The 25,372-nt window shown below is 57.7% G+C and carries 28 protein-coding genes; 17 read left to right on the top strand and 11 right to left on the bottom strand.

Annotated elements, in window-relative coordinates; translation table 11 throughout:
• Nucleotides 1-46 precede the first annotated feature (46 nt).
• From OLX72_RS18490 to OLX72_RS18455, 8 genes are all read right to left on the bottom strand, one after another.
• A complete protein-coding gene (locus OLX72_RS18490; protein WP_114869763.1) occupies nt 47-1,489 on the bottom strand; it encodes a TRAP transporter large permease in 1,443 nt (480 codons plus the stop codon).
• A gap of 10 nt (nt 1,490-1,499) precedes the next feature.
• Complete coding sequence (locus OLX72_RS18485) at nt 1,500-2,303, bottom strand: TRAP transporter small permease subunit (protein WP_114869764.1); 804 nt, start codon at nt 2,301-2,303, stop codon at nt 1,500-1,502.
• 105 nt (nt 2,304-2,408) lie between these two features.
• The gene (locus OLX72_RS18480) at nt 2,409-3,458 is read right to left on the bottom strand and encodes a TRAP transporter substrate-binding protein (protein ID WP_114869765.1); all 1,050 of its coding nucleotides are present in this window, start codon (nt 3,456-3,458) and stop codon (nt 2,409-2,411) included.
• Nucleotides 3,459-3,796: 338 nt separating this feature from the next.
• Complete coding sequence (locus OLX72_RS18475; RefSeq protein ID WP_433989291.1) at nt 3,797-5,818, bottom strand: PhoX family protein; 2,022 nt, start codon at nt 5,816-5,818, stop codon at nt 3,797-3,799.
• A 106-nt stretch (nt 5,819-5,924) separates the two neighbouring features.
• Nucleotides 5,925-6,983 carry a YeeE/YedE family protein gene (locus OLX72_RS18470; protein ID WP_433989290.1) on the bottom strand — a complete coding sequence of 353 codons (1,059 nt, stop codon included), beginning with the start codon at nt 6,981-6,983 and terminating at the stop codon, nt 5,925-5,927.
• Between the two features lie 38 nt (nt 6,984-7,021).
• Nucleotides 7,022-7,357: an ArsR/SmtB family transcription factor gene (locus tag OLX72_RS18465; protein ID WP_114869768.1), complete on the bottom strand. Its 336-nt coding sequence runs from the start codon at nt 7,355-7,357 to the stop codon at nt 7,022-7,024.
• Nucleotides 7,358-7,390: 33 nt separating this feature from the next.
• Nucleotides 7,391-7,891 carry a GlcG/HbpS family heme-binding protein gene (locus OLX72_RS18460; protein WP_114869769.1) on the bottom strand — a complete coding sequence of 167 codons (501 nt, stop codon included), beginning with the start codon at nt 7,889-7,891 and terminating at the stop codon, nt 7,391-7,393.
• Nucleotides 7,888-8,259 carry a hypothetical protein gene (locus OLX72_RS18455; protein ID WP_205389189.1) on the bottom strand — a complete coding sequence of 124 codons (372 nt, stop codon included), beginning with the start codon at nt 8,257-8,259 and terminating at the stop codon, nt 7,888-7,890. The genes OLX72_RS18460 and OLX72_RS18455 overlap by 4 nt, the downstream gene beginning before the upstream one ends.
• 89 nt (nt 8,260-8,348) lie before the next feature.
• Between OLX72_RS18455 and OLX72_RS18450 the strand changes: the two genes are divergently transcribed.
• The 11 genes from OLX72_RS18450 (at nt 8,349) to OLX72_RS18400 (ending at nt 18,263) form a co-directional block, all read left to right on the top strand.
• Nucleotides 8,349-9,086: a cytochrome c biogenesis CcdA family protein gene (locus OLX72_RS18450; protein WP_433989289.1), complete on the top strand. Its 738-nt coding sequence runs from the start codon at nt 8,349-8,351 to the stop codon at nt 9,084-9,086.
• Between the two features lie 23 nt (nt 9,087-9,109).
• Nucleotides 9,110-9,688 carry a thioredoxin family protein gene (locus OLX72_RS18445; RefSeq protein ID WP_114869771.1) on the top strand — a complete coding sequence of 193 codons (579 nt, stop codon included), beginning with the start codon at nt 9,110-9,112 and terminating at the stop codon, nt 9,686-9,688.
• 134 nt (nt 9,689-9,822) lie between these two features.
• The gene (soxX, locus tag OLX72_RS18440) at nt 9,823-10,296 is read left to right on the top strand and encodes a sulfur oxidation c-type cytochrome SoxX (RefSeq protein ID WP_114869772.1); all 474 of its coding nucleotides are present in this window, start codon (nt 9,823-9,825) and stop codon (nt 10,294-10,296) included.
• A gap of 51 nt (nt 10,297-10,347) precedes the next feature.
• Complete coding sequence (gene soxY / locus OLX72_RS18435) at nt 10,348-10,764, top strand: thiosulfate oxidation carrier protein SoxY (protein WP_114869773.1); 417 nt, start codon at nt 10,348-10,350, stop codon at nt 10,762-10,764.
• Nucleotides 10,765-10,788: 24 nt separating this feature from the next.
• Nucleotides 10,789-11,118 carry a thiosulfate oxidation carrier complex protein SoxZ gene (soxZ, locus tag OLX72_RS18430; RefSeq protein ID WP_114869774.1) on the top strand — a complete coding sequence of 110 codons (330 nt, stop codon included), beginning with the start codon at nt 10,789-10,791 and terminating at the stop codon, nt 11,116-11,118.
• An 88-nt stretch (nt 11,119-11,206) separates the two neighbouring features.
• Nucleotides 11,207-12,055: a sulfur oxidation c-type cytochrome SoxA gene (soxA, locus tag OLX72_RS18425; protein ID WP_433989288.1), complete on the top strand. Its 849-nt coding sequence runs from the start codon at nt 11,207-11,209 to the stop codon at nt 12,053-12,055.
• Nucleotides 12,056-12,151: 96 nt separating this feature from the next.
• On the top strand, nt 12,152-13,849 hold the full coding sequence (soxB, locus tag OLX72_RS18420) for a thiosulfohydrolase SoxB (RefSeq protein ID WP_114869776.1): 1,698 nt from the start codon (nt 12,152-12,154) through the stop codon (nt 13,847-13,849).
• 82 nt (nt 13,850-13,931) lie between these two features.
• Complete coding sequence (gene soxC, locus OLX72_RS18415) at nt 13,932-15,200, top strand: sulfite dehydrogenase (RefSeq protein WP_114869777.1); 1,269 nt, start codon at nt 13,932-13,934, stop codon at nt 15,198-15,200.
• Nucleotides 15,184-16,248, top strand: coding sequence for a c-type cytochrome (locus OLX72_RS18410; protein ID WP_433989287.1), 1,065 nt, complete (start codon nt 15,184-15,186; stop codon nt 16,246-16,248). Before soxC ends, OLX72_RS18410 begins: the two co-directional genes overlap by 17 nt.
• Before the next feature lie 3 nt (nt 16,249-16,251).
• The gene (locus tag OLX72_RS18405) at nt 16,252-16,965 is read left to right on the top strand and encodes a c-type cytochrome (RefSeq protein WP_114869779.1); all 714 of its coding nucleotides are present in this window, start codon (nt 16,252-16,254) and stop codon (nt 16,963-16,965) included.
• A gap of 29 nt (nt 16,966-16,994) precedes the next feature.
• The gene (locus OLX72_RS18400) at nt 16,995-18,263 is read left to right on the top strand and encodes an FCSD flavin-binding domain-containing protein (protein WP_433989286.1); all 1,269 of its coding nucleotides are present in this window, start codon (nt 16,995-16,997) and stop codon (nt 18,261-18,263) included.
• A gap of 42 nt (nt 18,264-18,305) precedes the next feature.
• Here the strand turns inward: OLX72_RS18400 and OLX72_RS18395 are convergent, their stop codons facing one another.
• A complete protein-coding gene (locus OLX72_RS18395) occupies nt 18,306-19,532 on the bottom strand; it encodes an FAD-binding domain-containing protein (protein ID WP_114869781.1) in 1,227 nt (408 codons plus the stop codon).
• Between the two features lie 142 nt (nt 19,533-19,674).
• Here OLX72_RS18395 and OLX72_RS18390 point away from each other — a divergent pair, with 142 nt between their 5' ends.
• The 6 genes from OLX72_RS18390 to OLX72_RS18365 all read left to right on the top strand — a co-directional run bounded on the left by OLX72_RS18390 (nt 19,675) and on the right by OLX72_RS18365 (nt 23,393).
• On the top strand, nt 19,675-20,307 hold the full coding sequence (locus tag OLX72_RS18390) for an ATP-dependent Clp protease proteolytic subunit (RefSeq protein ID WP_114872194.1): 633 nt from the start codon (nt 19,675-19,677) through the stop codon (nt 20,305-20,307).
• A gap of 169 nt (nt 20,308-20,476) precedes the next feature.
• The gene (gene clpX / locus OLX72_RS18385) at nt 20,477-21,745 is read left to right on the top strand and encodes an ATP-dependent Clp protease ATP-binding subunit ClpX (RefSeq protein ID WP_433989285.1); all 1,269 of its coding nucleotides are present in this window, start codon (nt 20,477-20,479) and stop codon (nt 21,743-21,745) included.
• Between the two features lie 2 nt (nt 21,746-21,747).
• Nucleotides 21,748-22,131 (top strand): RidA family protein, encoded by a 384-nt coding sequence (locus OLX72_RS18380; protein ID WP_114869783.1) that lies wholly within the window; start codon nt 21,748-21,750, stop codon nt 22,129-22,131.
• A gap of 70 nt (nt 22,132-22,201) precedes the next feature.
• A complete protein-coding gene (locus OLX72_RS18375) occupies nt 22,202-22,585 on the top strand; it encodes an NADH:ubiquinone oxidoreductase subunit NDUFA12 (protein WP_114869784.1) in 384 nt (127 codons plus the stop codon).
• 11 nt (nt 22,586-22,596) lie between these two features.
• Nucleotides 22,597-23,043: an outer membrane lipid asymmetry maintenance protein MlaD gene (gene mlaD, locus OLX72_RS18370; protein ID WP_114869785.1), complete on the top strand. Its 447-nt coding sequence runs from the start codon at nt 22,597-22,599 to the stop codon at nt 23,041-23,043.
• Nucleotides 23,044-23,063: 20 nt separating this feature from the next.
• Complete coding sequence (locus tag OLX72_RS18365) at nt 23,064-23,393, top strand: DUF2155 domain-containing protein (RefSeq protein ID WP_114872195.1); 330 nt, start codon at nt 23,064-23,066, stop codon at nt 23,391-23,393.
• On the opposite strand, the gene aat is transcribed toward OLX72_RS18365, so the two are convergent.
• Nucleotides 23,357-23,989: a leucyl/phenylalanyl-tRNA--protein transferase gene (gene aat / locus OLX72_RS18360; RefSeq protein ID WP_433989284.1), complete on the bottom strand. Its 633-nt coding sequence runs from the start codon at nt 23,987-23,989 to the stop codon at nt 23,357-23,359. The genes OLX72_RS18365 and aat overlap by 37 nt on opposite strands.
• Nucleotides 23,990-24,018: 29 nt before the next feature.
• Nucleotides 24,019-25,368 carry an acetyl-CoA carboxylase biotin carboxylase subunit gene (gene accC / locus OLX72_RS18355; RefSeq protein ID WP_433989283.1) on the bottom strand — a complete coding sequence of 450 codons (1,350 nt, stop codon included), beginning with the start codon at nt 25,366-25,368 and terminating at the stop codon, nt 24,019-24,021.
• Nucleotides 25,369-25,372: the final 4 nt, after the last annotated feature.

Here is a 25,372-nt window from a genome sequence, read left to right as displayed (position 1 = left end):
ACCCGTAACCAAAGAAAAACCCCGCCGTTTCCGGCGGGGTTTCTTTTTAGTCTCCGTAAGCGACCGATGGCAGCCACGTCACGAGTTGTGGAAACTCGAACACGATGAACAGGCCCAGCAATTGCAATCCGACAAAGGGAATGATGCCCTTGTAGATATGGCTAAGCGAGATTTGCGGCGGGCACACGCCTTTGAGGTAAAACAGTGCAAAACCCACCGGTGGCGTCAGGAACGAGGTTTGCAGCGTCACCGCCACAAGGATCGCGAACCAGACAACAGACGGATCACGCACCTGATCAAAGCCCGGGATGGCCAGTTCAAGGCCCAGAATGATTGGCAACATCAGCGGCATGATGATGATGGTGATTTCGATCCAGTCCAGCAGGAAGCCCAGCAGGAACACGATGAACAGGATGAAAACAACGGTCATGTAAGGATCGTCAAAGGCCGACAGAACCATGTGCTGCACAATCTCGTCTCCGCCATAGCGGCGCAGCACAAAGGCAAAGAAGTTGGCCGCCAGAAAGATACCGACGATGTAGCCCGATGTGTTCAGGGTCGACCGGCTGACTTCTTTCAGAACGGTGTAGTTCAGCTTGCGGTTGGTGGCTGCCAGAATGGTGGCCCCCAGCGCGCCCAGACCGGACGCTTCGGTGGGGGTGGCGATGCCTGCAAAGATTGATCCCAGAACCAGCAGGATCAGGAACATCGGTGGCACAACGGCCAGCAACACCTCTTTGATCACCGGCCAGCCGACCGCTTCGGTTTGTTCGGGCGGCGGCATCGCAGACGGGCGTATCAGCCCGTAAATAATGATGAATATGATATAGAGCGCGCCCAGGATCAGGCCGGGAAACAACGCGCCCATGAACAGATCGCCCAAGGAAATCGCCAGCTGGTCCGACATGATCACCAGCATGATCGATGGCGGGATCAGGATACCCAATGTGCCGGCACTTGCGATGGTGCCGGTGGCAATCGGTTTGGAATAATTCTGTGCCATCATCGCGGGCAGGGCCATCACACCCAACAGGGTGACAGACGCCCCGATCACGCCGGTTGATGCGGCCAGAATGATCCCGATCAGCAACACGGTCAGCGACAGGCCGCCGCGCAGACTGCCAAACAGTTTCTGCATGGAATGCATCATCCGTTGCGCCACGCCGGACTGATCCAGCATCAGGCCCATGAAGATGAACATCGGCAATGCCACCAGAACCGGGTTCTTGACGATATTGCCAAACAGACGCCCCGACAGGGCCTGCAATTTCTGGTATTCGATGCCGGTGCGATCGAATTCGATGATGTCGCGGAACGTACCGCGGAACGGATCAAGGAAGAATTCGGCGATCAACACAAAGACAAGGCTGACCCCGACAAGCGACATGGCCACCGGAATGCCGCGAAACAACATCCAGATAAACGTGCCGAACATCGCCATCACGGCAATCTCGTTCAGGGTCAGAAACTGCCCGATAAAGCTAAACATATGCGTGGTCCTACCCTTGGCTGCGCGCAGAGCGGTCAAAGACCCGCACAGCAGCGATCACGGCAATCGTCAGGACCAGCGTGATAATGATGGTGTATTTGATGTCGTAGGCGCCAATTTCGACTTCATCAAAAATCGCGTGTCGCCCGACCTCGCGCGTTGTGGTGTCTGCCGGACTGGTCAGGTAAACGCCCCACCACAGCACATAATAGACCACAAGATTGATCAGGAACATCGTCGACGGAAAGGCGAACAGCAGCTGTTTCCACAAAACGGGCCGCGTCATGATCGAAAGATTGCGCACATAAGCCGCCCATGTTGCGATACCTATAAAGATAAAGCTCAAGTTCATGAACACCTTGAGGATCCACAGATTGTGCAATCCGTTCGGGCTGTCTGATCCTTCCCACGCCGTAACGGAGGAGATGGCATAGCTCAGCGTCACGTCCCAGCACAGGATGATGAAGGGCAGGAACAGCCACGCAAGGGCAAAGATTTCGATCCGCGTTTTCTTTTCGATCGGGAAACGGTCATAAAGGATATCGACGCGCACATGGCTATTTGTGGTCACGGCATATCCGATGCCGATCAGAACCGCCGCGCCATACAGCCACCACTGGAAATCATCCAGCCAAGCCTGGTTCATGCCGATATAACGCAGCACAACCTGCGAGCAGATGGCGATCATCAGAAACGGGAATAACCACGCAAACACATTTGAAATCACAACAATAAACCTGTCCCCGCGGTTGTGGTTTTCACGCCCAACCTCTCCCGGGTCCGAGATCGCAATAATCTCGTCTGTCGTCTTCATGGTCCTGCCCCTCACATTCGAAAAGACACCGGTTTCAAATCCATCGGTGTCGGGTGTGCCGGGGCGTTTTTCGAACGCCCCGGCATCTGTCAGATGATGCGTCTATCAGTTGCGCGGACGCGGCAGATAGATGGTGTCACCCCATGTTTTGTAACCCGCACGGAATTCCTGAAGATCGGCCCAGACTTCTGCGAAATAGGCATCTTCGGCAGCCAGTTCGGCGGCCACTTCGTTCCATGTCGCTTCGAATGTCGCCAGGATTTCAGCATCCCAGACCTTGATGTTCACGCCGTTGTTTTCGGCGTTGTCGATCATCGCGGCATAGTTCTTGGCTTCGCCTTCGGCATAGTTGGTCGTGATGTTGGCAAGGCAGGCCACTTCGATCTGTTTCTGGCTGCGTTCGTCCAGACCATCCCAGACGTCTTTGTTCACCAGCAGTTCAAACATCGTTGCGGGCTGGTGCCAGCCGGGGAAGTAGTTGTATTTCGCGATGTTGTGAAAGCCCAGACGCGCATCGATCAGCGGCATCGAGAATTCTGTCGCATCAATCGCGCCACGCTCCAGCGCGGGGAAGATATCGCCCGCCGCCAGCAGTGACGTGGATACGCCCAGACGCTGCATCACTTCGGCACCAAGGCCGAAAAAGCGCATGTTCAACCCTTCCAGATCCGAGATCGAGTTGATTTCGTTTTTGAACCAACCGGATGTTTCCGGTGCGATGATACCGCAGGGCATGACGTGGACGTTATAGCCTGCTTCGTCATACATGCGCTGGAACAGTGTGTGGCCGTCATCATACAGCATCCACGCCAGGAATTCGCCCGCTTCGGGGCCGAACGGAACGGCGGCAAACAGCGACGCAGCGGTGATTTTGCCCTGCCAGTAGCCGGATGTCGCGTAAGATGCGTCAACCGATCCGTTTGATACGGCATCAAGCGCTTCCAGTGTCGGAACCAGTTCGCCCGGATCGAAATGTTCGAATTCCACGCCTTCGGAAATGCTGTTTATCTTTTCGACAAAATCAACGCCGGCGGTGCCCAGGATCGGCAGGTTTTTCCCGAACGACGACGTCATTTCGATGACCTCTTGCGCCGATGCAACATTTGCAACCGATAGGGCGGCAACAGCTGTCGCGGTATAAAGATGGTATTTCATGGTGTCCTCCCAGACTAGTTGGACTCCCCCAGGGGGTCTTTGGTAAAATATGTTTACCAGATTATGCAGTATCGGGTATGCCCGATTTTGTGAATACCCACTAACGGGTAGAATGCGCAGGCTGATAGCGGCGCAGGGGCATGTCAATTAAAAAAGGACACGGTGCGGCGTGGGTATGGCTTGTTTTTCCGGGGAACTGCCGGAAGGTGCTTTGTTACCGCGACCGGGGTACAATAGCCGGTTTTGCCAGCATCGGATTGATCGCGTCTACAGCGCACATAAAAACGGGGCCCCGGCGAACCGGAGCCCCTTTACACACTCGCCACCAACACACCTCTTTAAATGGCGATCTTGCCGCCACCCTGTTTGGTCACCACCAGAACCGACGGGCGCGGCGGCATGCCGTCCGCAAAGTCGGGCCAGCGCGTCGCCGGATCTTCAAAGGTCGAATCCCTCTCGAACCCCTTGAAATCCTTGGTTCCGTCCGTGCCCGGATGCTGGACGGCCAGAAACAGGGTTTCGCTGTCGTCGCTAAAGTACGGGCCGCACAGTTCGCCGCCAACGGGGCAGCGGAAGAACAGTTTGGAATGGCCGCGCAAGGCGCCTTCGGTCTCAAGGCTGTAAAGCCCGTCAGACTTCATGGTCTTGCCCCAGCTTGATCCCTGATCTGTCGAAATCCAAAGCCGCCCGTCCGCGTCAAAGGCGCAGTTGTCGGGGGATCCGAACCAGCCGTTTGCAGATGTTTCAGGGTTCCATTGTGCACCCACCTCGGCAATCGATGGATCACCGCATTTGACCAGGATCGACCACGTGCCCGTAGTGGCCGCATGATCTCCGTTGGCTTCCTTGATTTCGATGATGTGGCCAAAACTGCTTTCTGCGCGCGGGTTGGCGGCGTTGACCTGTTCGGCCGTGCGCCGGGTATTGTTGGTCAGCATGATATAGGCGGTGCCATCGCCGCGCGGCTGTGCATCTTCGGGGCGGTCCATCGGCGTGGCGCCCAGCAGATCTGCGGCCAGACGCGCATCAATCATCACGTCACCCTGATCGTTAAAGCCGTTTTCTGCCGTCAACGGGCCGGTGCCATGCACCAGCGGCAACCACGTGATCGTGCCGTCTTCGTCAAACCGCGCGGCATATAATGTGCCATCCGACAGCAGCGCGGAATTGGCGGCCGCGTCATCCCCCACCGTTCCGGCAGAAACGTATTTGTACTGGTAATCGAACCGGTTGTCGTCGCCGGTATAGATCACCAGATGCCCGTCCTTGGATACGGTGGTTTCCGCGCCTTCATGGCGGAACCGGCCAAGGGCTGTGTGTTTGACAGGGCGCGCATCCGGATTGCGCGGATCAACCTCGACAATCCAGCCAAAACGGTTTGCCTCGTTGGGATCCTTGTCGATGTCAAAGCGGTCGTAATATTTGCCCCACGCGTACCACATGCCGGGCACACCGTAGCGTTTCATCGACGCCGCCTGCGGTTGGGCGGACAGGTCGGGCTTGCCTTCGGCGTCACGCGTTTCGGTCCAGAAATAACCGTGGAAATTTTCCTCGGCCATCAGGTAGGTGCCCCAAGGTGTCATGCCGCCGGCGCAATTGTTCAGGGTGCCGATGATCGTCATGCCATCCGGGTCGGCAGTGGTTTTCATACGTTCGTGGCCCGCGGCAGGCCCTGAAACCGTCATTTCCGTGTTCAGCGGGGTGATACGCCGGTTCATCTTTCCGTCGCGCACGACGCTCCATTTTCCGGCTGCGTCTTTCGCAATCTCGACAATTGTGCCGCCATGCGCGGCCATTTCGATATCCACCAGTTCCTTGGTCATACCGGCAAAATCCTGTTTGTCCTGGCGGCCAAGACCGGGGAACATCACCTCTTCATTGGTATATTCGTGATTGACGCACAACAACCCGCGCCCCGGTTCCAGTTCGGTATATCCGACATAGTCGTTGTTATATCCGAACTGTTTCAACTGCGCCTCGACCGTCTGATTCATCGGGTCGAAATCGGGCGCATCGGCTGTAATCGGGTCGCCCCAGCGCAACAGAACATCGGCATCATACCCTGCGGCAATGTGATGTGTTTCGTCATTGCCCCATGTCAGTTCGTCAAAGTTGTAGCGGCCTTTGCCGGACATGGCGGATGCCTGTTTCGAGGCGATTATCGCAGATGTTCCGAACAGGGCGGTCGTCGCCGACACACCCAATATCCCCTTGAGCATGTCGCGGCGGCCGTACCTTGCATTGATCACGTCGCCAATGGTGCGGGTCAGATTGGGGTTTGTCGGGATATCGTCAAATGCTTCAAAGGCTTCGGCTTTGTTTCCGTGCTGGGGATCGTCGATAATGGATTTACGGCTCATAAGGCACCTTTTGCTGGCTGGCGGTCCGGCAGATCGGACCGTATGGAATTGCCAGCATTCTGACTGTGACAAATGACAGGGCGGTGACGCGTTTGTAACACCGATATTATTCTGCCAGAGAAAAGCCCGTGATCAGCTGGCGCAGTCCCAGTGCGGCACCGGCAATGATCGCAATCATGGTCACCGGCGCGCCAAAGGCAAGCACGCTGAACGCCGAAAGGCCCTGACCAACGGTGCATCCCATCGCGATGACGGCACCGGCCCCCATAATGGCCGCACCGATGATCTGGCGGCGCAATTCGCGCGGGTCATCGCAGGCCTCCCATCTGAAATGGCCCTTGATCAGGGAACCGATGAACGCGCCGATCCACACCCCGGCCACGGACCCCACCGCAAACGAAATCGTGCGTGTGCCGCCCGTCATCGCATATAGGATGGTTTCACCCAGCGGCGCGGAATAGGAATGCGACACAACCTGATTGGCCTCAAACCCGTTGGCTGCAACCCATGCGGTGCCGGCCCACCCGATGATGATCGCCAGCCCGACAATGGCGGCCCAGATTATCGAAGAGGGGGCCGCCCGAAACGTCTGTGACATCAGCGCACCGGCGCACAGGCACAGGCCGATGGTGATCCCGATACCCGTTACGGACAGGCCGGACAACCCCGCCAGCGCGTGCGCAATTCCAGGAGGAGTGCTGCCCACAACAGGTGTCTGGTGAAACATCCAGTCGCGCAACGGGGCCAGTGGCCCCGCCAGAACCACATAGGTCGAAATGCCCATGACAAGCACGATCACGAAAGACCGCAGATCGCCGCCGCCCAGCCGGGCAATGGCGCCAAAGCCGCAATTTCCCGACAGGGCCATGCCATAACCGAACATCAAACCCCCGACGACCGAAGCCATCGGCATCCACTGGATCGACAAATAAAACGTGTCGGTACCGATCAGCCACCCGGAGCCCATCAGGGCAAAGCTGCCGGTGATCGCGACCCCGATGGCCAGCAGCCACATGCGCATGCGCACATCCGACCCTCCATAGAGCATGTCTTCGATCGCGCCCAAGGTGCAAAACCGGCCCAGCCGCGCGGCAAGACCCAGCAGCACGCCACCCAAAAGCCCGACTGCAGCCATCCATTGAGGTTCTGACAAAAGTTCAAACATCGCCGCAACCCTCCCCCAGGTCCGGTGCTGGGACTTTTCTAGTCCGTGGCGCAGAACAATTCGTACACCACTTCCAGAATTTTGCGAGGCCGGTCATCTGCGAGGCGGTAAAAAATCGTCTTTCCGTCCCGGCGGGGGATCACCAGACCCTCCAGCCGCAGACGCGATAATTGCTGGGATACGGCCGCTTGGCGCGCTGACAGCAAATCTTCCAGCTCGGTCACGGATTTTTCGCCCGACACCAGATGGCACAGGATCATAAGGCGGCCTTCGTGGCTGATCGCCTTCAGGAAATTGGACGCATTGGTTGCGTTTTCGACCATCTGGTCCATTTCTTCATCGGAAATGTCGGCGCTGAATTCAGGCAACCCCATGGCGATTATTCCTTTGTCCTCTGTCGCTGCGCCCTAGAACGCAATCTGGTCTTCAATCGCGTCTATTCCGGCCTGTGCACATTCATCGTCAAGATCAGGGCCGGGTGCGCCGGAAACTCCTATACCAGCCACCATGGAACCGCCACCTTCATATACGACAAGGCCGCCACCCAAAGGTAACGCTTCGGTGAGGTGGCGAATGCCGGATGAAATTTCGCCCGCTTGCGTCGTGACGGCCAGTTCGGTTGTACCTGTGCGGAACGACACGGCGGTCCATGCCTTGCGCCGTGATGTTTCATAAACATGTGCTCCGGCAAAGCGGTCACGTACAAAGACCTGCGGCAACCCGAAGCGGTCAACCACCGTAACGCCAACCTGATATCCCATGGCGCGGCAGGCCAGCATGGCGGCATCGGCCATTTCTGCCGCCACTTCGGGCTTCAGAACCTGAAATTCCACAAAGGCGTTGTTATCATCCGCGAAGGCGGGGGTGGCGCAGAACAGTGCGGCGGCAAAAGCCATAAATTTTTTCATGATCCTGTCTCTCCTGTATAATTTGTATGGGCGCGCAACATGTCGTCCAGCAGCGGCCAGAAAAAGTTTTCGCCGGGATATCCTTCGATCCGTGCCACTTCCTGCCCGTCCTTGATCAGTACGAACGTCGGTGTGAACGTCACGCGGCGCGCATAGGTCAGATCATCAGGTTTTGCCCGCAGATCAACGCGGCGCAATGGCGCAAACTGGCCTTCCGGCGTGTTCGGATAGGCGGGCGCAATCTCTTCGTTCCAGGCCTGACACCAATGGCATCCGGGTTGTTCGACCATGACCAGTTCAAACGCCCGAACAGCCCCCGCAGCGATCATCAAAATCGCGATACACAGCGTGGTTTGAAGAATTTTCATGATGCGGCCAAATAGCGATTGCGTTTTATAATACATAATTTGAATATGTGAATAGATCAAGCTGAACAGTGTCAGCGTGAAAGGGAACCATGTTCGATATTACATTTGCCGGGGCAATGCTGGCAGGGCTGCTGAGTTTCTTTACGCCCTGCATTTTGCCGATGGTTCCGTTCTATCTGTCCTATATGGGTGGTCTGTCGGTCAGCGAATTGCGCGAAGACGGCGCAATCGCCACAGGCGCACAGCGGCGTTTGTTTGTCTCGTCGTTGTTTTTCGCGCTTGGCGTTAGCACCATCTTTGTCTTGCTCGGCATGGGCGCGACCGCACTGGGGCAGGCTTTTGGTGCCTATCTGGATCAACTGACCTATGTCGCCGCCGCCATTCTGATCGTGTTCGGCCTGCATTTTCTGGGCATCGTAAAAGTGCCGTTTCTTTACCGCGAAGCAAAACTGGAAAGCAGCGCCGCCCCCAGCACGGTCATCGGCGCCTATCTGATGGGGCTGGCCTTTGGTTTTGGTTGGACCCCCTGTGTTGGTCCGGCCCTTGCATCGATCCTGATGATCGCCAGCGGCATGGGCGATATCTGGCGCGGCGGATTGCTGTTGCTGGTCTATGGCCTGTCGATGACCGCACCGTTTGTCATCGCGGCCCTGTTCGCGAAACCGTTTCTGGCATGGGTCCAGCGCAACCGCCGCTTCATGCCATATGTCGAAAAGGCAATGGGCGTCATGCTGATCGTCTTTGCCATTCTGATAATGACCAATAGCGTGACGGTCATCGCCGACGCGATGATCCGTTGGTTCCCGTCTTTCAGCACGCTTGGATAAGGCGACACCAAAAGGAGGAAGAAATGAAACATCTGCTTGCGGGCGCTATCGCCCTGATCATGGCCCTTCCGCTCGGGGCTGCCGAACTGGGCGATGACGGCCTGCACAAAACCCCGTGGATGCGCGACACGTTCAAAGATCTGCGCGAAGATCTGGAAGAGGCGAATGCCGAAGGCAAACGGCTGGTCCTGTTCTTTGAACAGCGCGGTTGCAGCTATTGTGCCAAGATGCACAAAGAGGTGTTCCCCCGCGAAGACGTGTCTTCCTACATTGAAGACAATTACTTTGTCGTTCAGTTAAACCTGCATGGCGACATCGAAGTGACGGATTTCGACGGCGAGACGCTGCCGGAAAGCGACATGGCGCGCAAATGGGGGATTCTGTTTACCCCGACCATCATGTTCATCGACGAAGAGGTTGCAGACGGTGTATCCGCCAAGCAAGCCGCGGTCGCAGTCATGCCCGGTGCCTTTTCGGCAGGAACCACGCTGGATATGTTCACCTGGGTGAACGAAAAACGCTATGCCCTTGATGGTGATGAAGATTTTCAGCGCTACCACGCTCGCCGCATTCAGGAACGCAGCGATGGAAGCACCGATTGAACGGGCGCGAGACGCGACAAAAATACTCATTCATTCACATCAATGAATTTGTTGTTGCATCCTGAACGTCCGGTAGCCTACGGTATACACATTGCTGTCACAGCCATCCAGAAGAGACAGCCAAGGGAGGAACTATGAGGTTTTCATCTTTGACATTTGCGGCCTGCATTGCAGCAGCAGGGGCCGTATCTGCCGCAGAAGGCATTGCACCGGGCGATGTGTCCTATGACGACGGTGCCGTTGCAGCATCGCTTAGCGGGGCCGCAGGAGATGCGGAAAACGGACGTTCGGTCATGACGAACCGCGGGTTGGGCAATTGCATTGCCTGCCACGAAGTCACCGCGTTGAAAGATGCGCCGTTTCACGGCGAAGTCGGGCCACCGCTTGATGGTGCCGCAGACCGTTGGAGCGAAGCGGAACTGCGCGGCATCGTGGCCAATGCCAAGATGACATTTGACGGCAGCGTAATGCCCGCGTTCTACAAGACCAGCGGATTTATCCGCCCCGGCGATGGCTATACCGGCGACGCAGCCACCTCGATCGAACCGATCCTGTCGGCACAGGACGTGGAAGATGTGGTCGCCTTTCTGATGACACTGAAGGAATAACAGCGCCTTTCATACAGGCGCAACGCAAACCCGAGATTAAGGAGACGAGATATGAATCTCTCACGACGCGAAACACTGGCATTGGGACTTGGCGCTGTCGCGCTGACAATCATGCCATACCGCGCCAACGCTGCGGCAGATGACCTGATTGCGGCATTCACCGGCGGGGCCGAGGTAACGGATGGTGGCGTCACGCTGACCGCGCCGGAAATCGCTGAAAATGGCAACACCGTTCCGATCGAAGTCAGCGCTGAAGGCGCCGAGGCGATCATGGTTCTGGCGCTAGGCAACCCGACGCCCCCCGTGGCCACCTTCAAGTTCGGCCCGCTGGCCGGCGCGCAGGCCGCCAGCACCCGTATCCGTCTGGCAGGCACGCAGGATGTCGTGGCGATCGCCAAGATGAGCGACGGCAGCTTCAAGCGGGCTTCGTCCACGGTAAAAGTCACAATTGGCGGCTGCGGCGGCTAACCCGAGAGATAAGGAGATACGAACATGGCAGAAGGTGTAAAACCCCGCGTCAAAGTCCCGAAAACAGCGGCAGCCGGCGAAGCGGTCCAGATCAAGACCCTGATTTCGCACCAGATGGAAAGCGGTCAGCGCAAGGACAAGGAAGGCAATGTGATCCCGCGTTCGATCATCAACCGCTTTACCTGTGACTTCAATGGCCAGAACGTCATTGACGTGACGCTGGAACCGGCGATTTCGACCAACCCCTATATCGAATTTTCGGCCACTGTGCCGGAGGCCGGTGAATTCAAATTCACTTGGTATGACGATGACGGATCGGTCTACGAAGACGCAAAAGCGATTGCCATCGGGTAATCGCCCGGTTGCCCAACAATTCAGGATGCTCCCTGTGCGCGGCCTTGCGGGCCGATGTCACAGGGACGCATTTAAGGGAGGATACGCGATGACATTAAAACCAATAACAGCGGCAATCGCACTGCTGGCAGGAACGTCGACACTGGCGTTTGCCGACGAGAACGCCAAACTGGTCGTGAACGGCGAGATCGAAATGGTCACGCAAACCGCCGCGCCGGAGCATGCTGAAAACCTGTCGGAGATCTATTCCGGCTGGGTGTTCCGGACTGACGAAACCCAGGTATTGCAGATGGATGATTTCGACAATCCGGGCATGGTGTTTGTCGATCTTGGTCTGGACCAGTGGAATGCCGTTGAAGGCAGCGAAGGCAAATCCTGCGCAAGTTGCCACGAAGACGTGGAAACCAGCATGAAGGGTGTGCGCGCTGTCTATCCGAAATGGAATGAAACTGCGGGCGAGGTGCGCACCATTGCGCATCAGATCAATGATTGCCGCGAAAACCAGATGGGTGCGGAAAAGTGGAAGTATGATGGTGGCGACATGGCCAACATGGAGGCGCTGATCAGCGTTCAATCGCGCGGCATGCCGGTGAATGTTGCAATCGACGGTCCGGTGCAGTCGACATGGGAAGCGGGCAAGGAAATGTACTATACCCGCTTTGGCCAGCTTGAACTGTCCTGTGCGAATTGCCACGAAGAAAACTATGGCAACATGATCCGCGCAGATCACCTGAGCCAGGGCCAGATCAACGGATTTCCGGTGTACCGCCTGAAAAACGCAAAGCTGAACACATCGCACGCGCGTTTTAAGGGGTGTGTCCGTGACACCCGCGCCGAAACGTTCAAGCCCGGCAGCCCTGAATTTGTGGCCTTGGAGCTTTACGTTGCAAGCCGCGGCAACGGTTTGTCGGTCGAAGGGCCGTCAGTTCGTAACTGATTGAAATAAAAGCCTGAAACATAAATGCCCCTTCCGCATCAGCGGGAGGGGACAGGATATCTGAATTCAAAACCCACCTGACGGAGCCTGTTGCCCATGATTTCTCGCCGTGATTTTTTGCAAGTTGGAATGGCCGCATCGGCCCTTGTGGGGGCGTCCGGTTTTGGAAACTGGGCCCGTCTGGCGGCGCAGCAATCCCTGACACAGGATCAACTGCTGGAATTCGACACCTTCGGCAACGTGTCGCTGATCCACGTGACGGACATTCACGCGCAACTGAAACCGATCTATTTTCGCGAACCCGAGGTCAATATCGGCGTTGGCCCGAACAAGGGCGAAGTGCCCCACGTCACCGGCGCGGATTTCCGCAAACTCTACGGAATAGACGATGGCAGCCCCTCTGCCTATGCGCTGACATACAATGATTTCACGTCGCTGGCGCAGGCCTATGGCCGTGTTGGCGGGCTGGATCGTGTATCAACAGTGATCAATTCGATCCGTGCCGCGCGCCCCGACGCGCTGCTGCTGGATGGCGGTGATACATGGCACGGCAGCTACACCTGCTATCAGACCGAAGGGCAGGACATGGTCAACGTGATGAATGCGTTGAAACCGGACGCCATGACATTCCATTGGGAATTCACACTCGGCTCGGCGCGTGTGCAGGAAATTGTGGACGGCTTGCCTTTTGCCGCGCTGGGACAGAACATTTTTGATGCGGAATGGGATGAACCGTCAGAACTCTTCAAGCCGTACAAGTTTTTTGAACGCGGCGGCGTCAAGATCGCTGTGATCGGGCAGGCGTTTCCCTATATGCCGATCGCCAATCCGGGCTGGATGTTCCCCGAATACAGTTTCGGCATCCGCGACGAGAACATGCAGGCGATGGTGGACGAAGTGCGCGATATGGGCGCGGAACTTGTAGTATGCCTGTCCCATAACGGCTTTGACGTCGACAAGAAGATGGCAGGCCGCGTCAGCGGAATAGATGTGATCCTGTCAGGCCATACCCATGATGCATTGCCCGAACCTGTGCTGGTCGGGGATACCATCATCATTGCGTCGGGCAGCAACGGCAAATTTGTCAGTCGCGTTGATCTGGATGTGCGCGACGGGCAGATGATGGGCTTTCGCCACAAGCTGATCCCGATCTTTTCCGATGTGATCGCGCCCGATCCCGTGATCACCAGCCTGATTGACGAACAGCGCGCGCCCTACAAGGCCGAACTGGAACAGGTCATCGGGCAGTCGGAATCGCTGCTCTACCGTCGCGGCAATTTCAACGGCACCTGGGATGATCTGATCTGTGATGCGCTGATATCGGAACGTGATGCCGATATCGCAATGTCCCCCGGTGTGCGCTGGGGTCCGTCGATCCTGCCGGGGCAGGATATCACCCGTGAAGATATCTGGAATGTCACGTCGATGACCTACGGCAAGGCATACCGTACCGAAATGACGGGCGAATTCATCCATGTCATTCTGGAAGATGTCGGCGACAACCTGTTCAACCCCGATCCCTATTACCAGCAGGGCGGTGACATGGTGCGCATCGGTGGCATGGGCTACCGCATTGATATCACCAAACCGCAGGGCCAGCGGATCACCGATATGACCTTGCTGAAAACCGGCGAGGCGATCGATCCGGCGAAGTCCTATGTTGTGGCAGGCTGGGCATCGGTCAACGAAGGCACCGAAGGGCCGCAGATCTGGGACGTGGTGGAAAACCACATCGCCAAGCTGGGCACGGTCAGCGTGGCACCCAATACATCTGTCAAAGTCGTGGGCACCTGATCCGCCCGCGACGGTTTGACGTGTTTTTTATTTCATCAAATTCATTAAAGTGAATTTGATAATCCAAGAAGGAGAGAATGGCATGCGTTTCAGCGCGAAGGGCAAAACACCATCGCGGCGCCAGTTTCTGGCAGGTGCTGCGGCTGCAGGGGCCGGGGCGGTTGCCGCCGGCGCCGCAAAGGCCGAAGGCGATCCGCTGATCACCGAAGTGCAGGAATGGGCGCAGGGCTTGGGCGACGGTGTGGATGAAACACCCTATGGCCTGCCGATCGAATTTGAATCCGATGTTGTGCGCCGCAACGTTGAATGGCTGACGGCGGACACCATCAGCTCGATCAACTTTACTCCGATCCATGCGCTGGATGGCACCATCACACCGCAGGGCTGCGCGTTCGAACGCCACCATTCCGGCGCGATCGAGCTGGCGAAACAGGATTATCGCCTTATGATCAACGGTTTGGTGGATACACCTTTGGTGTTCACCTATGCCGATCTGGAACGGTTCCCGCGCGAAAACCACGTTTATTTTTGCGAATGCGCTGCGAATACCGGCATGGAATGGGCGGGCGCGCAGTTGAACGGGGCGCAGTTCACCCACGGCATGATCCACAACATGGAATATACCGGCGTGCCGCTGAAGACCCTGCTGAACGAAGCCGGTGTCCAGACAGCAGGCAAATGGGTTTACGTTGAAGGTGCCGATGCGTCCAGCAACGGCCGTTCGATCCCGCTGGACAAGGCGCTTGATGATGTTTTGGTCGCATTCAAGGCCAATGGCGAGGCACTCCGAAAGGAACACGGGTATCCCGTACGTCTGGTTGTGCCGGGCTGGGAAGGCAATATGTGGGTCAAATGGCTGCGTCGGATTGAAGTCATGGACGGACCCGTCGAAAGCCGCGAGGAAACCAGCAAATATACCGACGTTCTGGAAAACGGCATTGCCCGCAAATGGACGTGGGAAATGGATGCCAAATCGGTGGTGACAAGCCCCAGTCCGCAGGCACCGATCACCCATGGCAAAGGCCCGCTGGTGATTTCCGGTCTGGCGTGGTCGGGCAGGGGGGCCATCACCCGCGTGGACGTCAGCAAGGATGGCGGCAAGACATGGGAAACCGCCCGTCTGGCTGCACCCGGTCAAAGCCGCGCGCTGACACGGTTCTATCTGGATACCACGTGGGATGGCGAAGAAATGCTGCTGCAAAGTCGCGCCATCGACGAAACCGGATACGTCCAGCCGACCAAGGCGCAACTGCGCGAGGTGCGCGGCCTGAATTCGATCTATCACAACAACTGCATCCAGACATGGTGGGTGAAAGCAAACGGAGAGGCTGAAAATGTCGAAGTCTCGTAATCTTCTGACGGGGGCAACACTGGCCGCGACACTGGTTGCGGGCCCCGCTCTGGCCGAAAAGCTGGGTCTTGGGCGTCCGGCCCTGCCCGAAGAGATCGCCGCGTGGGATCTGGATGTCAGCCCTGATGGCACCGGTCTGCCTGTCGGATCCGGCGATGTCTGGACCGGGGATGAACTCTTTGCCGAGCATTGTGCCGTCTGCCATGGTGACTTTGCCGAAGGTGTGGACAACTGGCCCAAACTGGCCGGCGGATTTGACACGCTGGACCGTGAGGATCCGGTGAAAACGGTGGGATCCTACTGGCCCTATCTGTCCACCACATGGGATTACGTCAACCGGTCGATGCCGTTTGGCAATGCCCAGTCCCTGGAACCGGACGAAGTTTATGCCATTGTCGCCTACATCCTCTATTCCAACGATCTGGTGGATGACGATTTCGTTCTGTCCAACGAAACCTTTCTGGATGTTGAAATGCCCAACGCCGACGGGTTCATCCTGGATGACCGCGCCGAAACCGAGCTTGACCGGTTTTCAGGCGAACCCTGCATGACCGATTGCAAGGACAGCGTTGAAATCACCATGCGCGCCGCGGTACTTGATGTGACCCCGGAAGAGGAAACACCTGACGCCGCGGTTGAGGAAGTTGCAACCGAAGAAGAAGCAGTGCTTGAACCGGCGGCCGAGGAAACAGCGGCAGAAGCCGTTGTCGAAACCGTCGCGCTTGACCCCGAGATGGTCGAGGCGGGCGAAAAAGTATTCAAGAAATGCAAGGCCTGCCATCAGGTTGGTGAAGATGCCACGAACCGGACCGGTCCGGTTCTGAACGGTATTGTCGGTGCGCCTGCCGGTGCTGTGGAGGACTTCAAATATTCCAAGGCGCTGATGGAAGCTGCGGAAAACGGTCTGGTCTGGGACGAGGCCGCAATGAGCGAATTCCTGACCAAACCCAAGGCGTTCATGAAGGGCACCAAGATGTCATTCGCGGGCCTGCGCAAGGAAGAAGATGTCCAGGCGATCCTTGCCTATCTGAGATCCTATCAGGAGTAGGTGATGCGCAGTGCCATCCTGATCCTGTTACTGGCTTTGGCGCCCCCCGTCGGGGGCGCTTTGGCTGAACAAGAGGTCCAGCAGATCGGGGACGCAGAGCGCGGTGAAAAACTGTTTTCCAAGTGCAGCGGATGCCACGAGGTCGGCGCCGGAGCAGAAAGCGGCATCGGCCCGCATCTGAATGGCATTTACGGGCGCAAGGCGGCGGCCATCGACGGGTTCTTTTATTCAAAGGGCATCGAACGCGCGGCCAGTGACGGGCTTGTCTGGACGTTGGAAACGCTGGATGCCTATATCGACAACCCCAAGGCGCTGGTCAGCGGCACAAGGATGAGTTTTCGTGGCATAAAAGACCCGCAGGACCGCCACGATGTGCTGGCGTATTTGCGCATTTTTTCCGACAACCCCGCCAACATTCCCGAAGCCGCGCCAACCGCGCAGGCGCGCGAGGTGGACCTGCCGCCCGAGATACTGGCGATTGTCGGCGATCCCGAATACGGCGCTTATCTGTCCAGCGAATGCAGCACCTGCCACCAGATCGACGGCAGCGATGCGGGCATCCCTTCGATCACGCACTGGCCAAAGGAAGATTTTGTCGTCGCCATGCACGCCTACAAACGGAAATTGCGGCCCCATCCCGTCATGCAGATGATGGCTGGCCGCCTGTCAGATGAAGAAATCGCAGCCCTTGCTGCATATTACGGAGCGTTGGATTAAGCCGCGCTCTTTCACGGGAGGAGAAGGCAATGACTTTAAACAGACGTGACTTTATCGGGACCACAGCGGCGGCAGCATCGCTGCTGAGCGCGCCGATGGTACAGGGCGCCAGCCACGGCCGCCCCAAGGTCGTCGTGGTGGGCGGCGGCGCAGGCGGGGCCACCGCAGCACGCTATATCGCCAAGGACAGCAAGGGCGAGATTGACGTCACACTTGTCGAGCCGACGCGCAGTTACTACACCTGCTTTTTCTCGAACCTATATATCGGCGGGTTTCGCGATATCGAAAGCCTTGCCCATTCCTATGGCACTCTGGCCTCGGATTACGGCGTAAACGTCGTGCATGACTGGGCCGTGGGCATTGATCGGGATGCCAAGACTGTGACTCTGGCCGGCGGATCGGTGCTGCCCTACGACCGCCTCGTTCTGTCACCCGGTATTGATTTCGTTGATGGCGCAGTCGAAGGCTGGGATCTGTCTGCACAGAACGCCATGCCGCACGCCTACAAGGGCGGGTCACAAACCGAACTGCTCAAGGCGCAGATCATGGCGATGCCAGAGGGCGGCACATTCGCGATGGTTGCCCCGCCCAATCCCTATCGCTGCCCGCCCGGCCCATATGAACGCGTATCGATGGTTGCGCACCTGTTGAAGGCCAATAACCCGACGGCCAAGATCATCGTCGCAGACCCCAAGGCCAAGTTTTCCAAAATGGCCCTGTTTCAGGAAGGCTGGGGCACGCATTACACAGGCATGATCGACTGGATCGGAGAGGATTTCGGTGGTGGTAATGTATCGGTCAATCCCGATGCCATGACCGTGACGATTGATGGCGAGGAAACCAAGGTTGACGTGTGCAACGTCATCCCCGCGCAAAAGGCAGGCCGTATCTGCGAAATGGCGGGCGTTACGGATGGCAACTGGGCGCCAGTGTCCGGCCATACGATGCAAAGCCGGCTGGATGAAAACATCCACGTTCTGGGCGACGCGACCAATCAGGGCGATATGCCGAAATCAGGCTTTTCCGCCAATTCTCAGGCCAAGGTCGCAGCCATGGCCATTCGCGGTGCGTTGACCGGATCATCGGTGTTTCCGGCCAAGTTTTCCAACACCTGCTGGTCGCTGATCGACACCGAGGATGGCGTCAAGGTCGGTGCCACCTATGAGGCGACCGACGAAAAGATCGCCAAGGTCGACGGCTTTATTTCACAGACCGGCGAAAGCGGGGAGCTGCGCAAGGTGACCTACGAAGAAAGCCTTGGCTGGTATGACGGGATCACCAGCGACATGTTCGGATAGGGATGATCCGACAAAGATAAACGAAAAAGCAACGCCCGCGGGTCACACCGCGGGCGTTGTGCGCTCTGACAGGTGCAGATGCTCCAGCAATTCGGGTATACGGTCACGGAACTTGAAAAAACCGCGTGTCGCGTGCGGCCATGCGGCCCCGTCATAGGGGCGCAAAAGCCGGATCAGCCGTACCTGCGGGCGTTTTGTTTCAATCTGGCGCAGCGCATCCGCGACAGGCCCGACCGGCGCATAGGGGGTGATGATCTGCGCCAGATCGTTGTTGTCGATCCAGTCGATCAGTTTTTCGGGCGGGCAGGGGCCTGTCACAGCGCCCAGCCTGTCGCGCCAACGATCACTGACGTCCTGCATGGCCCCTTGCACGAACTGCACGACATGCGGCGCAACGGCCAAGGGGCTAAGACCGTCCGTTGCGTCCAGCAGCAGCGTGGCAGCGGGGGCCCGATCTGTCGCCAGCACAAATCCGGGGCTCAGATCGTCCCCGTGCAGTATCAGCCCTGTGCGCAGGGATTTATCCCGGTCTTGTTGTGGCGCGGCCCAGTGCGGTGGCGGATCAGCAGGGGCGTCAAGTGGTGGGGCGGTCTGGGCCAGTTGCCCGTGCGGGGCAAACCGCCCTTCTGTGTATTTTTTGATGTTGTCCGACCGCGCCAGATAGGTCTTGCCCCGCGTCTGCACGCCCGCCACCCAGCGCCAGCCCAGCGTGTTCGAGGCCGGATCACCGTCCAGAAGATGGCGCAGAAAGAAATCCGCGCCCAAAACCCACGGCAGGCGCAGGGTGAAAACCCAGATTGACGCAAACCACATCCGCGCATGATTGTGCAGGTACCCGGTCTGCACCAGTTCGCGCGACCAGTGATCGAAACAGGCAATACCGGTTTCACCCAGACACGCGGCCTGCCAGTCGTTTCGCGCCCCTTGCGACGTCTGTATGTGATCCAGCGCCCGCACCAGATCGGCGCGATACTGCGCCCAGACCGCAGGACGCTGTTCCAGCCAGCCTTTCCAGTAGGTGCGCCAGAACACCTCTTGCACGAATTTCTGCGATGCACTTGCGGAATGGCGCGCCAGTGTCGCCGCCAGAACCTCTTGTTCGGTGATAAGGCGGGTGCGCAGATAGGGCGACAGGGTCGATACGTGCGTGTGCGCACCTTGCCCCAGATCGTAATTGCGCAGGCGGGCATAATCCGCGCCTGCCTTGGGCACAAAGCGTGCCAGGCGTTCCAGTGCTGCGGTGCGGGTGGGAATGAATTCAACGGTCATGAGGCGCGATCTAGGCTGGTGTTGGTCCCGATCAACCCGGCCAATCCGTCCGCCCCCCCTTGCAGCCCCCCAAGGGCAACACTAAGACTCTGCTAACAGTTCGTCGGGTATGGTCCCGACACATCAAAGCAGGCAGGCCGATATGCACGATCCTATTGATACCTACATGAACACTCTTGTCCCGATGGTTGTCGAACAGACAAGCCGGGGTGAACGCGCCTATGACATTTTTTCGCGCCTGCTTAAGGAGCGGATCATTTTCCTGTCGGGGCCGGTGCATGACGGAATGTCATCGCTGATCGTTGCGCAGCTTTTGCATCTTGAGGCGGAAAACCCGTCCAAGGAAATCAGTATGTATATCAACAGCCCCGGCGGTGTCGTGACCTCGGGCCTGTCGATCTATGATACGATGCAATACATCAAACCCAAGGTCAGCACGCTGGTTGTCGGGCAGGCGGCCTCGATGGGGTCCTTGCTGCTGACAGCGGGTGAAAAGGGCATGCGGTTTTCGCTGCCCAACAGCCGCGTCATGGTCCACCAGCCATCGGGCGGGTATCAGGGGCAGGCCACGGACATCATGATCCACGCCCAGGAGACGCAAAAACTCAAGACGCGGTTGAACGAAATCTATGTGCGTCACACCGGCCAGACCCTGAAAAAGGTCGAGGCTGCGCTGGAGCGCGATAATTTCATGTCTCCCGAGGAAGCACGCGACTGGGGCCTGATCGACGAGATCGTGGCCAGCCGTCCCAAAGGCGATGACGAAGAGAGCTAAGACATCGCGGCGTGGCCTGATGCAGGATCACATCGTGTGGTCCTGCCATCGGCGCCAAGCGCATTTTGCGATTGTGGTGCTCAAAGTGCTGGCCTAAGCTGGCCAAATCAGGACGGGTCCGGCATCTGTTTCGGCCGGACGCGACACAGTAAAGCCTGAAAGGTTTGAGATGGCGACGAATTCAAGCGGCGACAGCAAAAATACACTTTATTGCAGCTTTTGCGGCAAAAGCCAGCACGAGGTGCGCAAACTGATTGCGGGACCAACCGTGTTCATCTGCGATGAATGTGTCGAACTTTGCATGGATATCATCCGCGAGGAAACCAAGGCCAGCGGTCTGAAATCAACCGATGGCGTGCCGACCCCCAAGGATATTTGCGGCGTTCTGGACGATTATGTGATCGGGCAGGCCACGGCGAAAAAGGTTTTGTCGGTCGCGGTGCACAACCATTACAAACGTCTGAACCACGCCCAGAAGGCCGGCAACGATATCGAACTGGCCAAATCCAACATTCTTCTGATCGGCCCCACCGGTTGCGGTAAAACCCTGCTGGCGCAAACGCTTGCCCGTATTCTGGACGTGCCCTTCACGATGGCCGATGCGACCACGCTGACCGAAGCGGGCTATGTCGGCGAAGACGTTGAAAACATCATTCTGAAATTGCTGCAATCGTCGGAATATAACGTTGAACGCGCGCAGCGCGGCATCGTCTACATTGACGAGGTCGACAAGATCACGCGCAAATCCGAAAACCCGTCGATCACCCGCGACGTGTCGGGCGAAGGCGTGCAGCAGGCGCTGTTGAAGCTGATGGAAGGCACGGTTGCGTCCGTGCCGCCACAGGGCGGGCGCAAACATCCGCAGCAGGAATTCCTGCAAGTGGACACCACAAACATTCTGTTCATCTGCGGCGGCGCTTTCGCGGGGCTTGACCGGATCATTGCTGCGCGCGGCAAGGGCAGCGCCATGGGATTTGGCGCCGATGTGCGCGACAATGATGAACGCGGCGTGGGCGAGATCTTTACCGATCTGGAACCCGAAGACCTGTTGAAATTCGGCCTGATACCGGAATTTGTCGGCCGTCTGCCTGTTCTGGCCACGCTGGAAGATCTGGACGAGGACGCACTTGTCACTATCCTGACCCAGCCGAAAAACGCATTGGTCAAGCAATACCAGCGCCTGTTCGAACTGGAAGATACCCAGCTGACATTTACCGATGACGCGCTGAAAGCAATCGCGAAACGCGCCATTTTGCGCAAAACTGGTGCGCGGGGTCTGCGTTCGATCCTGGAAGATATCCTGCTGGATACCATGTTTGAACTTCCGGGGCTCGATTCCGTTACCGAAGTTGTGGTGAACGAAGAGGCGGTCAATTCCGATGCCAAGCCGCTGATGATCCACGCCGATGCCGAAAAGAAACCCGCCACAGCGGGTTAGGCATGGCGGGCATCCGGCGCATCCATTCCGGTGGCCCCTACGAATCCAGGATAGGCTATTGCCGCGCGACCGTGGCCAACGGCTTGGTGTTCGTTTCCGGTACAGTGGCGGGCGGCCCGGATGTGCCGCCTGATGTTATCGAACAGTGCAAATCGGCGCTGTCTATCATTCAGACGGCCCTGACCGAGGCCGGAGCCAGCTTTGCCGATGTGGTCCGCGTTAACTATATCCTGCCTGACGTGAACGATTTCGAACCGTGCTGGCCGCTGTTGCAGTCGACATTCGGGAAAAACCCGCCGGCGGCGATGATGATCCAAAGCAATCTGATCGATCCCAAATACAAGATTGAGATCGAAGTCACCGCCTGCCTGCCAAGCGCGCAATAGATCGCCCTTGTCACTGGACCTTTGGCCGGCTTTGGTTCATATCTGATCCAACAAATGTCCGGAGGCCTGCATGGGTATCGTGAACAAAATCTTGCGCCTATTCACATGGTGGGACGGGCAGACCCTGAATACCCAGTTGTTCACATGGCGCAAGGGCAAGCGCGTTGGCGAAGACGCGCAAGGCAACGTGTTTTATAAAAACGCGGACGATTCAAAACGCTGGGTGATTTTCAGCGGAGAAGCCGAAGCAAGCCGGATTTCGCCCGATTGGCACGGCTGGCTGCACCGCACATGGGATGAACCGCCCACGGAAAAGCCGTTGGCGAAAAAGGCGTGGCAAAAACCGCATCAGGAAAACCTGACGGGAACGGCGATGGCATACGCACCAGCCGGATCTATCCGGCGCGCAGATCCGGCAAACCGGTCTGACTACGAGGCGTGGACACCCGAATAGGGGCACAGGAAATGGCGGAAAACAGAACCGAAGTTTTGGTCGGTGGCGCGGTATTGGCCGCAGCCATCGCGTTTATGGTCTATGCCGGACAGGCCACCGGGTTTGGCGCAACCAGTGCGGGCTATCCGCTTTCGGCCAGTTTCCGATCGCTCGAAGGGGTCGGCGTGGGCACGGATGTGCGACTGGCCGGCGTCAAAATCGGATCGGTCACCGGTGTAACGCTGAACCCGGAAACCTATCGCGCCGACACCACGGTCAGCGTGATCAACGGCATCGAAATTCCGGACGACAGCGCAATTGTTGTGTCCTCCGAAGGGTTGCTGGGTGGGAATTTCGTTGAAATCATCCCCGGCGGGTCGCCGTTTTTCTACGAAGCGGGTGCGGTCATCGAAGATACCCAGGGCGCGGTCAGCCTTGTTTCGCTGCTGTTGAAATTCGTTTCGGGCAGTGACGAGTGAAACGGCTTGCGCTGATACTGATGCTGTCGGCGGCGCCGGTCAGCAGCCAGGAGGTAACAGCGGGCACCGGTGTTATGCTGCGCGGGCTGGACAAAATCGACGGGTTCCACTCGGACATTGAAATCAGGGCGGGCCAGTCGGTTGCGTTCGGTCAGTTGAACATTGAATTGCAATCCTGCCGCTATCCTGCCGGAAACCCGTCAGGCGATGCCTTTGCCTATCTGATCATCAGGGAAAACGATGCGGCAGCACCGATCTATTCGGGCTGGATGATCGCGTCTTCTCCGGCGCTGAACGCGCTGGATCATGCGCGTTATGATGTCTGGGTCATGCGCTGCACCACATCCTGAGCGGTCGCGGGATCAGGCGCCAGAAAATCGGCCTGCCCCGACACGGCCGCATCCAGCAAGCTGTGATATTCCGCGCGGCTGATTTCGATCGCCCCGAGCGATGCCAGATGTTCGGTCAGAAACTGCGTGTCAAACAGGGTGAAACCCGCAATGCGCAACCGGTCGACCAGATAGGCCAGTGCAACTTTTGATGCATCGCGCTGGCGAGAAAACATGCTTTCCCCGAAAAAGGCCGTTCCCAGCATTACGCCGTAAACTCCGCCCACCAGATCGGGGCCGTTCCAAACCTCAAGCGAATGCGCCCGGTCCAGATCGTGCAACTCCAGATACAAACGCCTGATCTCGTCGTTGATCCAGGTTTCCGCACGATCGGCGCACCCATCCACCACATCTGCGAAACATTGGTTGATGGTGATCGAAAAAACGCCTTTCAGGATCGTCTTGCGCAAGGATCGCGACAGGTGAAACCCGTCCAGCGGCATGATCCCGCGCCGTTTGGGATCAACCCAGAATACTTCGGATTCGCCACCATGATCCGCCATCGGAAAAATGCCGATGGAATATCCGTGCAGCAGCAGATCAGGGGTCAGCGTCATAGAACTAAGCCCACCCTTGACCTACAAGACTACCCGTTCAGATGGGTCAGCAGCCATTTTTCCAGCCAGTGAATATTGTATTCACCGCTGTTCACATCCGGATCCTGCAACAACTCGTGAAACAGCGGCACAGTGGTATGCACCCCGTCCACGATCAGTTCGCCCAAAGCGCGGTTCAGGCGCGCCAGCGCTTCGGGGCGGTCGCGTCCGTGCACGATCAGTTTGCCGATCAGGCTGTCGTAATAGGGCGGGATGGAATAACCGTCGTAAAGTGCGGAATCCATCCGGACACCCAGACCGCCGGGGGCGTGGTACTGGCTGATCCGGCCCGGGGACGGCGCGAAATTCGGCAGTTTTTCCGCATTGATCCGCACTTCGATGGCGTGGCCGTTGATATGCAGATCGTCCTGTTGGAAGGACATCGGCAAACCGGATGCAACGCGGATTTGTTCGCGCACAAGATCGACACCGAAGATCGCTTCGGTCACAGGGTGTTCGACCTGCAGGCGCGTATTCATCTCGATGAAATAGAACTCGTTGTTTTCAAAGAGGAATTCTATTGTTCCGGCACCCGCATAGTCAATTTTGGCCACGGCATCGGCGCAGACCTTGCCAATCTTGGCCCGCAATTCCGGTGTGATCGAGGGGCCGGGGGCCTCTTCAAAGACTTTCTGGTGGCGGCGTTGCAGCGAACAATCGCGTTCGCCCAGATGCACGGCGCGGCCCTTGCCATCACCGAACACCTGAATTTCGATATGGCGCGGACTTTGCAGATATTTCTCGATATAGACTTCGTCATTGCCAAAGTTCGATTTGCCTTCGGCACGGGCGGTCAGAAAGGCGCTTTCCATGTCCTTGGCGGTTTCGGCCACTTTCATGCCGCGCCCGCCGCCGCCCGCAGTGGCCTTGATGATCACCGGATAGCCGATTTCATCGCCGATGCGTTTGGCTTCTGCCAGTGTTGGCACGCCGCCGTCACTGCCCGGCACGCAGGGCACACCCAGCGCCTTCATCGTGTCCTTGGCGGTAATCTTGTCGCCCATGACGCGGATATGTTCGGCTGTGGGGCCGATGAATGTCAGCCCGTGATCCTGCACGATCTGCACGAAATTCGCATTTTCCGAAAGAAAACCGTATCCGGGATGGATCGCTTCGGCGCCGGTGATTTCGCAGGCAGAAATTATTGCAGGCACCGACAGGTAGCTGTCTGTGGCCGAAGGCGGGCCAATGCACACACTTTCGTCCGCCATGCGTACATGCATGGCATCGCTGTCCGCCGTGGAATGGACGGCAACCGATCCAACGCCCATTTCACGCGCCGCACGGATAACACGCAGGGCAATCTCTCCGCGATTGGCGACCAGAATTTTATTGAACATTGCC

The sequence above is a fragment of the Sulfitobacter sp. TBRI5 genome, from assembly GCF_051013555.1.
GTDB lineage: Bacteria > Pseudomonadota > Alphaproteobacteria > Rhodobacterales > Rhodobacteraceae > JL08.
The sequence above is the reverse complement of the archived record's forward strand: the minus strand, read 5'-3'. Positions and strand labels throughout refer to the sequence as shown.